The sequence below is a fragment of the Streptomyces sp. NPDC028910 genome, from assembly GCF_055564955.1.
In genome coordinates this window covers 142866-156629 of the sequence record NZ_JBVHVF010000015.1, presented here as the reverse complement: position 1 = coordinate 156629, position 13764 = coordinate 142866, and the positions used below count along the sequence as shown (strand labels likewise).

Genomic DNA, 13764 nt, shown 5'->3' with positions numbered 1-13764 from the left:
TACAGAAACGTCACTGGTCTCACTCCAACAGCCGGAAGCGAGCGGCTCGCAAGCTTGCCCTAGGCTGATCCCCATGGTGGGCCACTCGAACAAACGTCAGCGGGTCGTCACCGCCGTCATCTCCTTCGTCGTGGCGACGGTGGCGACGGTCATCGCGGCATCGTCACCGTCCCCTTCGGCGTCCGAAGCGGCGGGACGTGTCGCCGGCGGCTCCCATCGGCCCCCCGAACCACCCAAGGAACACGACCTGCGGCTCGGCCTCTCCTACGGTGACGCCCTCACCTGGAAGTCCGACGAGGGCCTGGCCGCCGCCCTCAACGACGCGGTCGGCCTCGGCACGACGTGGATCCGGGTGGACCTGTCCTGGAACAACATCCAGCCCGACAGCTCGGACAGCTACCAGTGGAAGCGCTTCGACCGGGTCGTCAAGGCGGCCCGTGAGCGCAATCTGGAGATCCTCGCCACCATCGCGTACACCCCCGGGTGGGCGCGCGCCGCGTCCTGCTCCGACGCCCGGCCCTCCTGTCCGCCGGCCGACCCCGCGCGGTTCGCCGCCTTCGCCAGGCTGGCGGCGCTGCGCTACGCGCCCCAGGGCGTGCACACCTGGGAGATCTGGAACGAGCCGAACATCCCGCAGTTCTGGTATCCCAAGCCCGACGCGAAGGCCTACACGGCGCTGCTGAAGACCACCGCCGCGTCGCTGCGAGAGGCCGACCCGACGGCGTACCTGCTGATGGGCGGGCTCGCCGCCGTCGGCACGTGGGAGCCCATCAAGTACGTCTCCCACCTCGACTTCCTGGAGCAGGTCTCGCAGCTCGGCGGCAACAAGGTGGTCGACGCGCTCAGTTACCACCCCTATGCCTGGCCCCAGCTCCCCCACGACGGCAAGGTCTTCAAGGAGATCAGCAGCGCCGGTGAGAACCTGGTCGGCGTCGCCGAGCGGCACGGGACCCCGGGCATGCCCGTCTGGCTGACGGAGACCGGTGCGCCCACCAACGGTACGGGGAACGCCGCGGCCGGCGAGAAGGCGCGGACGGAGAACATCACCCACGTCACGGAGGAGTTCCAGGCGAGGATCGCCACCGACACCGTGCCGACGGCCGCGCAGGACAAGTACGTGGCGGCCGCGTTCTGGTTCGCCCATCAGGACACGGCCACCGGCGAGGACAAGAGCCACTCCAAGTACTACGGGCTGCGCCGCTACGACGGCTCGGCGAAACCGTCGTTCGCCACCCTCCGTTCCGCCATCGAGGAGTACAAGAGGAAGCACCCCCGGTAGCGGGACGCGCCACCGGTGGGGCGCCGAGGTCGTCGGGGCCGCCGGGGCCGCCGGGGCAGGCGCGCTACAGGGACCGGAACAGCTCCAGGTACCGGGCCAGCAGGCCGTCCCACGCGAAGCGCTCGACGGCCGATCGCCGCCCCGCCGCACCCAGCCGGTCCGCCAGCTCGCCGTCCTCCAACAGCCTGCGGCAGGCCGCCGCCAGGGCCCCGGCGTCCCCGGGCGGCACCAGCAGGCCGGTGCGGCCGTCCGCGATGACGTACGGGATGCCGCCCACCGCCGAGCCGACCACGGGTGTGCCGCACGCCATGGCCTCCACCAGCACCATTCCGAACGACTCCGCCTCGGTCAGCGAGGGCAGGGCCAGCACGGCGGCCCCCCGGACCGCCTCCACGAGCTCCGGCCCCGTCAGCTCCCCGGACGCCGAGACCCGGTCCCCGACTCCGAGGGACTTCGCCAGCGCGAGCTGGTCGGCCACCGCGTCGCCGCCGCCGACCAGGCGCAGCCGCGCCCCGGGCACCTCGGTCAGGGCCCGGACCAGGACGTCCACCCCCTTCCACGCCGAGGAACGGTCGATCCGTCCGGCGTAGAGGAGGACCGGCTGCCGCTCGGAGGGCGGCGCGCCCGGCGTGAACCGGGCGGTGTCCACGCCCGGGCTGATCTCCAGCGCGCCCGGGCGCGCCGCGGCCAAGGACACCGGGGAGACGGCCACCAACGCGCGGGCCCGCGCGAACACCCGGGGCAGCACCCGCCGTTCGTACAGGCCGATGAGCCGGTCCGCGGTGCCCGTGCCGGGGCCGCCCTTGCGCATCGAGCCCGCGTGGTACGTCAGCACGGACGGCCGGCGTCCCGCGACGGCCACCGCGAGGTCCCCCAAGCCCGGTACGGGCGCGTGGGCGTGGATCACGTCGGCGCCCGTCCGCCACAGCCAGTACCGCAGCTGGAGCGGCCACAGGGGGCTCAGCGGGGTGTTGGACAGCCGGATCCAGGAGCCCAGCCGGATCACCCGCACCCCGTCCTCGACGGCGGTCTCGGTGCGCGGGCCGCTGCGGCTGGTGAGGACGACGGCGTCGAGATCGGGGGTGTCGCGCACGGCGCGGGCGACCCGGGCGGCGTACTGCTCCACCCCGCCGAGGTGCGGCGGGTAGTAGGGGGTGACGACGGCCACCGTACGGCGCCTCACGCCGCGGCCCGTAGCAGCTCCGGGAAGCGCTCGGCCTCGGTGACGTAGCGGGGCAGACGCCGTGCCAGCAGCTCCCGGTAGCCGGTGTCGTCGCGGAGCAGCGGCTCCACGAGCGCCCAGAGCCGGGCGTGGGTGACGTCCGCGATGGGCAGCACGTACGCGCCGAGGCCGAGGTCGGCCATGATGCCGCGGGTCTTGTGTTCGTATTCGATGGCCACGCACGGAACGCCGCTGGTGAGAGAGAAGATCACCGAGTGGAAGCGGGTGCCGATCAGCAGGACGCACTCGCCGTAGACGCCTTTGAGGTCGCGGTAGTCCACGCTCTCGTCGATCAGCAGCGGCGCCCCGGTGCAGCGCGCGGCGATCCGGCGCTCCACGATCCGGTCGTCGTCGCCCAGGTAGTCGGTGCTGACCTGGGGAACGAGCACGACGCGGGCGCCGGTGGCCTGCACGGCGTCGATGGTCTCGGCCAGGGCCCGCTCGTACGCGTCCTGGGCGGCCGGCGCGAGCCAGCGCCGGGCCGTGACCGCGACCAGCCGCTCGTCCGGGCCGACGCCGAGGCGGGCCCGCCAGTCGGAGACGGGCGGCGGATCGAAGGCGAAGCCGGAGTCGACTCCGCGGGCGAGGGCCGAAGCGGGCAGTCCGCAGCCGCGCAGTTGGTCCACGCTGACGTCCTCCCTGACGAGCACCAGCGGGGAACGGCCGAGGGCCCGGGCGACGAGCCGGCGCTGGGCGACGGCCGGGAACGGCCCGTAGGACTGCGGGGCGAAGACGACCGGTACGCCCGCCCGCTGCGCCAGCAGGACGGGCAGGAGGACGAAGAAGACGTTCTGGTGGCCGTCGAGCCCGGGGCGGGCCAGGATGTAGGCGCCTCCGGTGGAGACCACCAGATCGGCTCCGGCCAGGGCGTCCGCCTCACGTCGGGCCTCGGCGGGCAGGGTCCGTCGCAGGAGGACGGCCGCGGCGCGGGGAAGCAGGAGCAGCCCGGCGCCGACCGCGCCGACGTGCAGCTTGCGCAGGAGACGGCGGGTCAGGGAGACCGTGCCGTCGGCGACGTGACGGCGGATGGAGCCGAGGTTGGGGGCGCCCTCGAAGGTGGGGTGCACGGCGGGGTCCTCCATTCCCGCGACGCAGACGGCGGCGCCCGGGAAGGCCTGGCGGATCTGGCGCAGGCAGACGGACAGCAGCGCGGCGTCGCCGGCGTTCTCCCGGACGTAGGCGTTGATCACCACGATCTTCACGGGCGGTACCTCTCGGCAGTCGATACGGCGGGTGTCGGGGCGGTCGCCGGGCCGGGGAGGCGGACGGCGCGCAGTTGGAGAGTGTCGACCGGGGACCAGCCGGGCCCGGGGTCGACGTCCGGCTCCGGAGGACGGGGCGCGGAGGGCCGGCCGCGCAGCAGGGCGGCCGCGGCGAACAGGCCGGCGGCCAGGTTCCCCAGGCCCCAGGCGCATCCGACCCAGATCAGCCCGCGCGGTGCCCACAGCGCGGCCAGGCCGATGGTGGTGCAGGCGAGGATGACGTTGGCGGTGATCAGTTGTTTCATCCGCTGGGCGAGCTTCAGCCCGAAGCAGGCCCAGGTGTTGAGGGCGACGGCGAGCGCCGCGACGGCCAGCACGCTCAGCAGGCCCCGCGCGGCGGACGCGTAGCCGGCCCCGAACATGAGCAGGAGCAGCCCGCTGCCGGCGGCGACGACGGTGACGGCGGGGACCTGAACGGCGGCGATGATCTTCCCTGACCGGCGCAGCAGCTCGCCGAAGCGGGACTCGTCCGAGGACACCTCGGCGAAGACGGCCTCCCCCACGGCGGTGGAGACGGAGTTCAGCAGCGCGGCGATCTGGAACGCGACGAAGTAGTAACCGGCCTCCGAGGCCCCCAGCTTCTGCAGCACGATCAGTGGGGTGATCAGCACGGGAGCCAGATTGATCAGGCTGGAGACGTAGCTGGCGACGGAGAAACGGAGCTGTTCGCGCAGCCGGGTGCCACGGCTGCGGAAGTCGAACCGGAAGCCCAGGCGGCGCCGGAGCAGGAGCAACGCCGCCACCACGGCCACGACGTAGCCGATGCCCGCCGAGCCGACGATGCCGACCGCGCCGAAGCCGACGAGGGCGATGGGCGCGGCGATCTTGGCGAGGCCTTGGAGGACGCCGTCGAAGAGCACGTTGTACTGCGCCATGCGGGCGCTGATGAAGACGGCCTTGACGAGCAGGTTCACCGCGGCGCAGGCGCAGAACAGCGCGAAGAGGACTGCCAGTTGGGGCTGGTCCCGGATGAACAGCAGTTTGTGCCCGTACCAGGGCAGCCCCAGCAGGTAGACGCCGGCGGCGGCGCAGGACACCAGCACCACCAGGGCCATGGACTGCGTGATCTGCCCGTCGCGGGCCGCTTCGTTCGCGGGGAAGCGGATCAGGGTGCTGTTCAGGCCGAACATGCTGAGGTAGGCCAGCAGCGAGGTCGCCGAGATCAGCGAGGTGGCCAGCCCGACCTGCTCGGGAGGGTAGAAGCGGGCGACGACCACCCAGAACAGGAAGCTCAGCCCTGCCGTCGTCACCGTCGACGCCAGCAGGAAGAAGGAGCTCCGGAACATCTGGTCCGCCGGGCGGGCGTGCCTACCCACGGATGGCGTCCCGGTAGTGACCGAGCAGCGCGGTCACGTGCCGCTCCCAGCCGAAGGAGTCCACGGCCAGCGCACGCGCGGCGGCGCCCATCGCGGCCCGGCGCGGGGGGTCCGCGGCGAGGGCGTCCAGCGCGGCGCGCAGGGCCGGCGTCTCACGGGGCACCAGCAGCGCGACATCCTGGTCCAGGCCGTAGGGCGCGTATCCGGGATCGTCGGTGGTGATGACGGGCATCCCGGAGGCCATGGCCTCCTGAACGGTCAGCGGGAAGCCTTCGGCGGTGGAGGGCAGCGCGAACACGTCGCACGCCCTGTAGACCTCGGCGAGGTCCTCGGCGGACAGGGCGCCGAGGTGGTGGACGCCGGTCCGGCCGGCCAGCGCGGGACCATCGCCGCCGCCGTCCCCGGCGAACACCAGGTCGTACGCGGGTTGGTAGCCGGCTTCGGACGCGGCTTCGGACGCGTGCGCCTCCAGGAGCAGCGCGTAGCCCTTCTTGGGAACGAGCCGGCCCGCGAACAGCACCAGGGTGCGCTCGGCGGGCAGGCCGAACCGCGCGCGGGCCGCCGCCCGCTGCGCGGGACCCGTCGACGGCCGGAACAGCTCCGTGTCGACCCCGTTGGCGAGATGGCGGTGGGCGTCGGCGGGGGCGCCGAGGGCCCGGACGAACGCGGCGACGTCCGCGTTGACGGTGAACACCCGGCGGGCGCGTCGCAGCTGGGGCCGGCCGGCGAGGGCGTAGACGACGCGCTGCACCGCGCGCACCGGCGCCGAGGGGTGCGCGACCAGGCCGACGTGCTGCGTGACCACGGTCGGGGTCCGGGTGGCGGCCGCGGCCAGTCCGGCCGCCCAGGACGAGGCGTACAGGCAGTCGTGGACGTGGACGACGTCGGCGCGGCGGGCCCAGCGCAGAGCGGCGGACAGCAGTGTGGGGGCGAACAGCGGGAAGGGTACGCCGGCCCGGCGCTCCACCGCGTTCGACGCGGCGACGCGCACGACGCGGACGCCGTCGTCCTCGCGCGTCGCGCCGCGGTCCCCGCTGGTGAGGACGGTGACGTCGGCGCCCTGGCGGGCCAGGTACAGGGCCTCGTTGCGGACGACGTTCTCGATGCCGCCCACGTGCGGCGGGTAGTAGTGGCTGACGAGAAGGACCCGCGGCTGCCGCTGTGTCCGGTTCACCGGTAGATCACGGCCCCTTCGTTGCTGTAGATGAGGTTGCGGGTCGCATCGAGCAGGTTCCGCGGATACCGGTACGTCACCAGGTCGCCCCGGAAGAAGAGGGTGACCTCGTCCTTGCGGGCCGGGGTGTCGCCGAGCAGTACGTAGGACTGGGAGCGCAGCAGGGCGGGGTGGATGCTGTCCTGCGTGCGCACGGTGAACAGGGTCTGGAGCCGGCTGAAGGAGTACCGGTCGGTCTGCACGACGACGTCGTCGCCGCCCGCCCGCCGGTTGAGCCACATCGCGGCCCGTCGGTCCTCGGCGTGCGGATAGTAGATGTCGTAGGCGGGGCCGGAGTTGCTGAGGGAGAGCTGCGCCGGGTAGCCGCCGAGTGCCTTGGGCACCACGCCGGTCAGGTCGAGCATCAGCCCCGCGACGAGCACGCACAGGAGGGGAACGGCCCGGCGTCCCGCCCAGCGGACCGCCCAGAGCGCGCCGGCGGCGATGAAGGGCGCGAAGAACAGCAGTCCCTGCTGGAAGGCGCGCAGCACGCTGTAGTCCACCGACAGCTGCGGCACCAGCGTGAACAGGGCCAGCATCGTCAACGCGCCGGCGGTCAGGGTGATCTGGTCCCGGGCGGGTGCGAACGGACTGGTGCGGCCCCGCACCGCGACCACGAACCCGACCAGGACCAGGACCTGGAGCAGCAGGGCCGCGGCCTGACGCAGGACCCCGTTCAGCCCCGGCACGCTCACGCCGAGGGAATCGAGGGCCCGTCCGACGGCGGTGAGCGGCAGGTTCTCCTTCTCGGCGACGGGCGTCGGGTACTTCGAGATGCCCTCCAGGGGCGGGTACTTGCCTTCGGCGCGATCGGCCCGTGTGTGTCCGACGGTGTCCTCGCGGTACTCGGCGAGCCGCTGTTGGGGGGTGACGCCGCCGCCGCCGAAGAGGCTGTGGCGGGTGTCGGAGGAGCCTCCCTGGGCGCCGCCCGTACCGAACAGATCGCTCGCTACGACCCTCAGCGTGCTCTCCAGCTGGCCGCCCGTGTGGGTGATCGGGCCCGCCCACAGCAGCGCGAGCGCGGCCGGGAGGGCCACGATCCACCAGGTCAGGAAGGAGGGGACGGGCTCCTGTCCGCGTTTGTGCCGCGCTCCGCGGCCGCCCGGGCGCAAGACCCGTCGCCCGGCCTTGTCCACGGCGAAGGCCGTCGCCAGCGTGCCGACGACCACGTAGATCGTCGAGTAGTGCGACAGGACCACTCCGGCCAGGAGCACCGTGAACACCACGCGCCGCACGCGCAGCGGCCGCCGGACGTCCGTCAGTACGAGCATCGCGCAGCCCAGCAGCAGGAAGGCGATCGCCTGCCGGCCGAGGAAGGGCATGTCCGTGAAGAACGTCGGGAACGCCATGAAGAACACGGCGGAGAGCAGCGCCACGAGGGGGGAGGCCACGTTGCGCACCGCGCGGTGGACCAGCACCGGGGTCAGCGCGAACAGCAGCGGGAGGACGGCCTTGAAGACGTAGATGTCCTCGATCCCGGTGAGCCGGAAGAGGCTCACCGGGAGCAGGGTGATGCTCAGGCAGGCGTTGTACGGGTCGCTGTAGGCGGAGATGTCCCAGAACTCGCCGCCGAGGGTGAGCCGGAAGTAGAGGTACTCCCGCTGGATGTCGTGCCCGGTGATGTACCAGCCGCGCAGCGAGGTCAGCAGGAGCAGGGCGGCGGAGGCCGCGTAGATCCCCGCCTCGAGCACGGGCGGGGCGTACCGGTGGCGGCGCAGCAGCAGGAGGACGAGCAGCGCGGTGACGGCGACCAGGGCGGCGGTGGCGACCGCCCCGCCCAGACCGTTGTTGAGGCGGATCGGGCCGGCCACGGAGAGCAGCAGCGCCGCTCCGGCCGTCCACGCCACCGGGCGGGCGCCGCGACGGGGCCCGCCGCGCAGCAGCGGCCGCTTCGGCTCGGGCGCGAAGACGCCGAGGAGGAGGAGTACGGCGGTGGTCGCGGCGGCCAGCACCAGCCGGGTCAGCGGCCGTTCCACTCCGACGACCGGCAGCAGCGTGTTCGCGGCCAGTGCCACCAGGATGTCCAGGACGACGGCGAGACCGGCCGCCAGCAGGACCGAGCCGCTCCGGGTGGAGACCACTCGGTCGGTGAGACCGCGCAGCAGCAGGACGGGAGCGACGAGGAGCAGCCACAGTCCTACGGGAGCCAGCAGGAGCCCGGGAACGCCGGGCAGTGTTTCGACGGCGCATGCGGGGCCGAGGCTCAGCAGGATGCCGAGCCGCCCCCGCAGCCAGGGGGAGACGGTCATATGCCGGCCCTCCGGTAGACGTCCTCCACCTGCCGCGCCACTTCCTCCCAGGTGTGTCGGCGGGCCCGCTCGGCGCTGCGCCCGGCCAGCTCGCGGCGCAGCGCGGGGTCCGCCGCGAGGCGGTCCACCGCGGCGGCGAGCGCGGCGGGTTCGGGCGCGGCCAGCAGGCCGACGCCGCCGAGCAGCTCCGTGTTGCCCGGCACGTCGGTCGCGAGCACCGGCAGCCTGGAGGCCATCGCCTCCAGCGCGGACAGGGGCATGCCCTCGCGGTCCGAGGGAAGGACGAAGGCGTCGGCGTCCCCGTACGCGGCGAGGAGTTCCTCGCCGTGCAGGGGGCCGGTGAACTCGACGTACGGGTCCAGTCCGAGCCGGGCAGCCCGCGCGCGCAGCTCGCCGCCGAGTTCGCCGTCGCCGACGATGCGCAGTCGGACCGGTGCGCGGACGAGGCTCATCGCGTCGAGCAACCGTGCCACGTTCTTCTGGGCGCTGAGCCGGCCGACGTAGAGCAGGTGCAGCGGACGGGGGGCGGGCGCGGACGCTTCGCCGGGGGACGCGGACGCGGCGGGACGGAAGAACTCCGGGCCGACGCCGTTGGGCACCACGTGCACGCGAGAGGCCGGTACCCGGTAGGCGTCCCGTACGAAGCGGGCCTGCTGCCCGGTCAGCACGATGATCGCGGCGGCGGCGCGCGCGACCCGGCCGAAGACGTGCTTCTTGTACGCGGGCAGGAGTCCGCCGAGGCGCCCGCTGGCGTCCACGTCGAGGTGGAAGTGGAGCAGGAACGGCTGCCGCCGGAGGCGTGCGGCGAGCGCCACCGTCTCCGGCAGCAGGGCGTGTGCGCAGTGCGCGTGCAGGATGGCGCCGCGCGGCGCGGCCAGCAGGGAGAGGAGCATTCCGGGGGCGATCGCGGTGTGGGCGACCTCGGTGGCGCGGTGCCGTCGTACGGCCACGCCGTCCTGCCGTGCGCGCCGCGGCGCGCCGCCGGAGCCGAGGCCGGTGGTGACGACGCGCACGTCGTGGCGTTCGGCGAGCCGGCGCGACAGGTGCAGCACGACGCGTTCGAGGCCGCCGAGGTGCGGTGGGTAGTACGGGGTGATCTGGAGAACGGTGCGCATCAGAGTTCCGGGGGCTGGCCGAAGCGGAAGTGGAGGGTTTGGGGGTGGCCGACCAGGGAAAGCCGGATCATGTCGACTTCGGCCCCTTTGGCGCGTACCCGGGCGGTCACCGTGACGGCCGCGCCCTGGTGGGGCTCGACGGTGTACGTCTCGGTGGCCAGCACCTTGCCGTCCTTGGCCTCCACGGTGAGGGTGACGAGCAGCGTGCGGGCCCCCGAGCCGTGGTCGTTCAGGGCGAAGGGCGCGAGCACGCTGGCCCCGTCGAACCGCGGGTTCTCGGTGAAGTAGAGCTCGATGAACGAGGACTGTTGACGCGTGAACGATTCCAGAAGTACCGTCCGCACCGGGGGCAGGGCCCAGGCGCCCGCACACAGTCCGGTGCCCAGGACGAGTGCCAGGGCGGCCCGGATCAGACGCTTCCTCATACCGTCGTGTGCCGCCGCTCGTGGATCGGACGCCCTCGGCCGTCGGCGCTGCGGCGGAAGCGGTGCTCGAAGAGCTGGCGCAGATTGGCCATGCCGTCGGGCAGTGCGTTGAGCTTCACCTCGCCCTGGCGGTTGCGGTACTCGATCGGCACTTCGAGGTACCGGAAGCCCGCGCGGGTCGCGGCGTTCTTGATCTCCTGGGAGAAGGCCATGCCGGTCGACAGCACGTCGACGCCGTCCCAGACGTAGCGCCGGAAGAGCCACATCCCGGATTGCGAGTCGCGCAGCCCGTTGCGGAACAGGGCCCGGCTCAGGGCGCTCAAGGCGTGGTTGGCGATGGTGTGGGACCTCTTCATCGCCGAGCGGTTCTCGCGGCGCAGCCGGTCGGTCGTCATGAACTCGACGTCGTGCTCGGTCAGCGTGATCAGCAGCTCCGGCAACGCGTCGAAAGGATAGGTGCAGTCGGCGTCGCCGGTGGCTATGACGTCGCCCTTCGCCGCGCGGAAGCCGGCGTGGTAGGCGTTTCCGTAGCCCCGCGCCGGCTGGGACACGACCGTGGCGCCGAGTGAGGCGGCCACTGCGGCCGTGTCATCGGTGGAGGCGTTGTCGACGACTATGACCTCGGTCTCCCAGCCCATGGCCTTGAGCTCCGCGGTGGGTACCGAATCCACCACGGTGGGCAGATTGGGTGCCTCGTTGAGCGCGGGAATCACGATGGAAAGCGTATTCAATGCATCCCCCGGTGCCAGACGAGAACGACGGCTCAGGAGTGCCTGGGCACGTGAGGAGCCTTCACGTCGTGGAGTCTTGGCCCGCACGCCCGAGTCGGGCGGTCTGTTAGGTGTTCTGCCGTACGGACATGGCCCGCGGTCAGGGGGCCAGCCGAGACCTTAGCCGAATCGCGCGGCGCCCATCCACCGCCGCGATCCGGGCATGATGATCAAACAGGGTCGAATCCGGGCGGAAAGGTCGACCGATTGCGCCAGTTCGACCGATTGCGCCAGCTCGACCGATTGCGTCAGCTCAACCGACCAGCCAAGAAGCGACCGGCTTGATCTCCTTGTCCAATTTTCCGCCCTTGAGCGCGAGCACCTGATCCGCCGTCAGCGGCTTGTCCCACACCAGCACGTGACCGATGACGCCGGCCCAGGGTCCGCTCCAGATCCCGTGGTGACGGGAGCGACCCATCTGCAACGGCCCCTGGCCGGCCCAGGCCTGGGCCACGGGAGCGCGACCGGCCTCCTTGCCGTCCACGTACAGCGTCAGCGTCTTGCCCTGGGCGTCGTACACGCCGGTCAGCAGGGCCCAGGTGCGGACCGTTTGATAGCCCTCGGAGAACGCGGCGACGGCGGTGGACGCGGCGCCCTTTTCGTCCGTCTGCATCCGGAACACCCAGGCCTTCTTGCCGTTGCTGTCCTCACGGCCCAACTCGAAGGAGTAGGAGGCGCCGTCGCCCTGGCTTATGGCGAACCGCGATCCGCCCTCGGCCTCGTTGTAGACCCATGCCGAGACGGTGAAGCTCTTGGAGGCGTCCACGACGGGCTCGGCCGCCTGCGCGTACGAGTTGCCGTTGCTGCGCAGGCGCAGCACGTTGCCGTTGTCCACCTTGCCGATCACGGCGTCCGGGCTGAGCGCGACGTTGATCTGGCCGGACCGGTCGCGGAGCAGGTTCGGCTCGCCGGGCACGGTGGGCGAGTTGGCGTCCGCACTGCCCTGGGCGGGGCCGCTGGGCGCCGCCTGGGAGGTGCCGGGTCCGGGCTCGTCCCCGCCGTTGCCGGTCCGGTCGAGGATGAGGAAACCCGCGCCGATGCCAAGGCCGCACGCCACCAGCCCGATGCCGGCCATCCACATGCGCTTGCGCGTGCGCTTCTGCGCCTCCGTACGGTCGGCCAGCGCCTGCCAGTCGGGCTGCGGCGACGGCGTGAAGGCGACCGGGGGCGCGGGCGGCTGATGCGGCTGATGCGGCGGCAGGCCGGCCGACCCCGGCTGGGGCAGGGGCTGCTGATACGGATTCGGCTGCCCCGGCTGGGGGAAACCGTAGCCACCGGGCTGTCCCTGGGGGTAGCCGTAGCCACCGTGCCCCGCACCGGGATCCTGCTGGGGGTTGTTCGTCTGATCCGCACCGTCCGTCATGGGACGGATCGTAAAACATGACGGGTGGGGCGCTGTCGGACGGGACGTCACGAGACGGACTCGGCCCGTCTCTGGGCGCGTAGCCCGCCCGTTGCGCCCCGTGGAGCTGGTTCCGTGCGCCGTACCGGACCCGGTACGGCGCACGGAAGCCGGCCGGGCTACTTCGGGGTGACCCAGACCTGGCGCTTGTTCGTGTTGGCCGTGTAGAGCTGGACGACGGTGCCGTTGGCGGTAGCGCCGCCGGTCACGTCGAGGACCTTGCCCGACGCCACGTGGACGATCTGGCCCTTGGCGTTGACCGACCAGCGCTGCGCCGGGGAGCCGTTGCAGTCGTAGAGGCTGATCTTGTTGCCGTTGGTGCTCGCGTTGCGCGCGTTGTCCAGGCACTTGCCGAACGCGCGGAAGGTACCGTCCTTGCCCAGGATCCACGACTGCGCCGCGGAGCCGTTGCACGTGTAGAGCTGGATCTGCGTGCCGTTGGCCGCCTTTCCGCCCTTGACGTCCAGGCACTTCGCGCCGATTCCGGTCACTCTGCCCTGGGGGGACAGCGAGGCGCCGGCGCCGGCGGCGAGGCGGCGCAGGCCCTGGACGTCGAACTGCTGGACGTAGGTGCCCGCCCGCTTGTCCTGGTAGGCGTACGCGGGCGAGCACATGACCGGGAACTGCCCGGAGTCGGTCCCCTTGACGCAGTCGCTCCTGGTCAGGCTGCGGTTGGCGTGCGTCAGGCCCAGCGTGTGTCCGAGCTCGTGGCTGATGTGGTTGCGCATGTACGTCTCGCCCATGGCGGCTGTCGGCTTGCCGGCGGAGGTGAAGAACTCGCTGTCGATGTAGGCGTGTCCGCTGGTCACGGTTTCGGCCACGGAGGAGTTGGTGAAGCCGCAGCTGAGGTTCGCGCTGCCGGACCCGTCGCGTACGACCTTCCAGCCGGTGCTGCCCATGCTGCCTTCTCCGGCCGGCGGGAGGCACGGGCGGTGCAGGACGCCGACGATGACCTCGCCCTTGGGCCTGACGTAGTCCCAGCCGACCGGCTTCGTGTCGACGGTGACCGGCAGGTTCGTGATGCGCTGGAGGTCCGCGGCGGAGGCCCGTACGTACGGGGCCAGCCAGTCTGCGGACTTCTGGTCGTAGAACTTGATCGTGTAGCCGGTCTGCAGCCACTTGGTCGCGCCGCTCAGCTTCCACCCTTCGCCCTGGGGCGGGGCCGGGGCGGCGGCCGGGGCGGCGGCCGCGGCCGATCTCGTCGCGGGCCGGGGGGCCTCCGAGCCGAGCGACATGACGCCGTCCTTGAAGGCCGTGTGGTCGCTGCTGTGGATGGCGGAGTCCTCCGCGTGGGAGTCGAGTGCCTCGGCGGCCGGCGGAGCCGCCTGGGAGCCGGCCGCCTCCGCCGCGGTCGCCCCGGTGTCCTCCGTGCCGAACGCGCTGGAGGGGAGTTGCAGAGTTCCCACGATCGCCGCCGCGGCCGCCGCGGCAACGATGGATATTCGGTGCTTGCCTGTCAATCGCAAGTGCTCGTTGCCCTCTCATCGAGAATCACTTCCCGCCGGGCCGAG

11 protein-coding genes are annotated in these 13764 nt (G+C 72.3%); 1 reads left to right on the top strand and 10 read right to left on the bottom strand.

Annotated elements, in window-relative coordinates; translation table 11 throughout:
* The first annotated feature begins 73 nt into the window (after positions 1-73).
* Positions 74-1279: a cellulase family glycosylhydrolase gene (locus tag ACZ4TV_RS19885; RefSeq protein ID WP_468135988.1), complete on the top strand. Its 1206-nt coding sequence runs from the start codon at positions 74-76 to the stop codon at positions 1277-1279.
* A gap of 64 nt (positions 1280-1343) precedes the next feature.
* Here the strand turns inward: ACZ4TV_RS19885 and ACZ4TV_RS19880 are convergent, their stop codons facing one another.
* From ACZ4TV_RS19880 to ACZ4TV_RS19835, 10 genes are all read right to left on the bottom strand, one after another.
* A complete protein-coding gene (locus tag ACZ4TV_RS19880; RefSeq protein ID WP_468135987.1) occupies positions 1344-2462 on the bottom strand; it encodes a glycosyltransferase family 4 protein in 1119 nt (372 codons plus the stop codon).
* Entirely contained in the window at positions 2459-3703 is a 1245-nt protein-coding gene (locus tag ACZ4TV_RS19875; RefSeq protein ID WP_468135986.1) for a polysaccharide pyruvyl transferase family protein, read from the bottom strand. The genes ACZ4TV_RS19880 and ACZ4TV_RS19875 overlap by 4 nt, the downstream gene beginning before the upstream one ends.
* Positions 3700-5079 (bottom strand): lipopolysaccharide biosynthesis protein, encoded by a 1380-nt coding sequence (locus ACZ4TV_RS19870; protein ID WP_468135985.1) that lies wholly within the window; start codon positions 5077-5079, stop codon positions 3700-3702. Before ACZ4TV_RS19870 ends, ACZ4TV_RS19875 begins: the two co-directional genes overlap by 4 nt.
* Positions 5072-6253, bottom strand: coding sequence for a glycosyltransferase family 4 protein (locus ACZ4TV_RS19865; RefSeq protein WP_468135984.1), 1182 nt, complete (start codon positions 6251-6253; stop codon positions 5072-5074). Before ACZ4TV_RS19865 ends, ACZ4TV_RS19870 begins: the two co-directional genes overlap by 8 nt.
* A complete protein-coding gene (locus ACZ4TV_RS19860) occupies positions 6250-8541 on the bottom strand; it encodes a DUF2206 domain-containing protein (RefSeq protein ID WP_468135983.1) in 2292 nt (763 codons plus the stop codon). Before ACZ4TV_RS19860 ends, ACZ4TV_RS19865 begins: the two co-directional genes overlap by 4 nt.
* Positions 8538-9656, bottom strand: a complete 1119-nt coding sequence (locus ACZ4TV_RS19855) for a glycosyltransferase family 4 protein (RefSeq protein ID WP_468135982.1) — start codon at positions 9654-9656, stop codon at positions 8538-8540. Before ACZ4TV_RS19855 ends, ACZ4TV_RS19860 begins: the two co-directional genes overlap by 4 nt.
* Entirely contained in the window at positions 9656-10081 is a 426-nt protein-coding gene (locus ACZ4TV_RS19850) for a hypothetical protein (protein ID WP_468135981.1), read from the bottom strand. Before ACZ4TV_RS19850 ends, ACZ4TV_RS19855 begins: the two co-directional genes overlap by 1 nt.
* Positions 10078-10794 carry a glycosyltransferase family 2 protein gene (locus ACZ4TV_RS19845; protein WP_468135980.1) on the bottom strand — a complete coding sequence of 239 codons (717 nt, stop codon included), beginning with the start codon at positions 10792-10794 and terminating at the stop codon, positions 10078-10080. Before ACZ4TV_RS19845 ends, ACZ4TV_RS19850 begins: the two co-directional genes overlap by 4 nt.
* A 310-nt stretch (positions 10795-11104) precedes the next feature.
* Entirely contained in the window at positions 11105-12214 is a 1110-nt protein-coding gene (locus ACZ4TV_RS19840; RefSeq protein WP_468135979.1) for a LamG domain-containing protein, read from the bottom strand.
* A 158-nt stretch (positions 12215-12372) separates the two neighbouring features.
* A complete protein-coding gene (locus ACZ4TV_RS19835; RefSeq protein WP_468135978.1) occupies positions 12373-13713 on the bottom strand; it encodes a ricin-type beta-trefoil lectin domain protein in 1341 nt (446 codons plus the stop codon).
* Positions 13714-13764 lie beyond the last annotated feature (51 nt).

Coding starts and splice junctions, on each gene's coding strand:
- ACZ4TV_RS19885 (WP_468135988.1), top strand. CDS start 74: ATGGTGGGCCACTCGAACAAACGTCAGCGGGTCGTCACCGCCGTCATC.
- ACZ4TV_RS19860 (WP_468135983.1), bottom strand. CDS start 8,541: ATGACCGTCTCCCCCTGGCTGCGGGGGCGGCTCGGCATCCTGCTGAGC.
- ACZ4TV_RS19855 (WP_468135982.1), bottom strand. CDS start 9,656: ATGCGCACCGTTCTCCAGATCACCCCGTACTACCCACCGCACCTCGGC.
- ACZ4TV_RS19850 (WP_468135981.1), bottom strand. CDS start 10,081: ATGAGGAAGCGTCTGATCCGGGCCGCCCTGGCACTCGTCCTGGGCACC.
- ACZ4TV_RS19840 (WP_468135979.1), bottom strand. CDS start 12,214: ATGACGGACGGTGCGGATCAGACGAACAACCCCCAGCAGGATCCCGGT.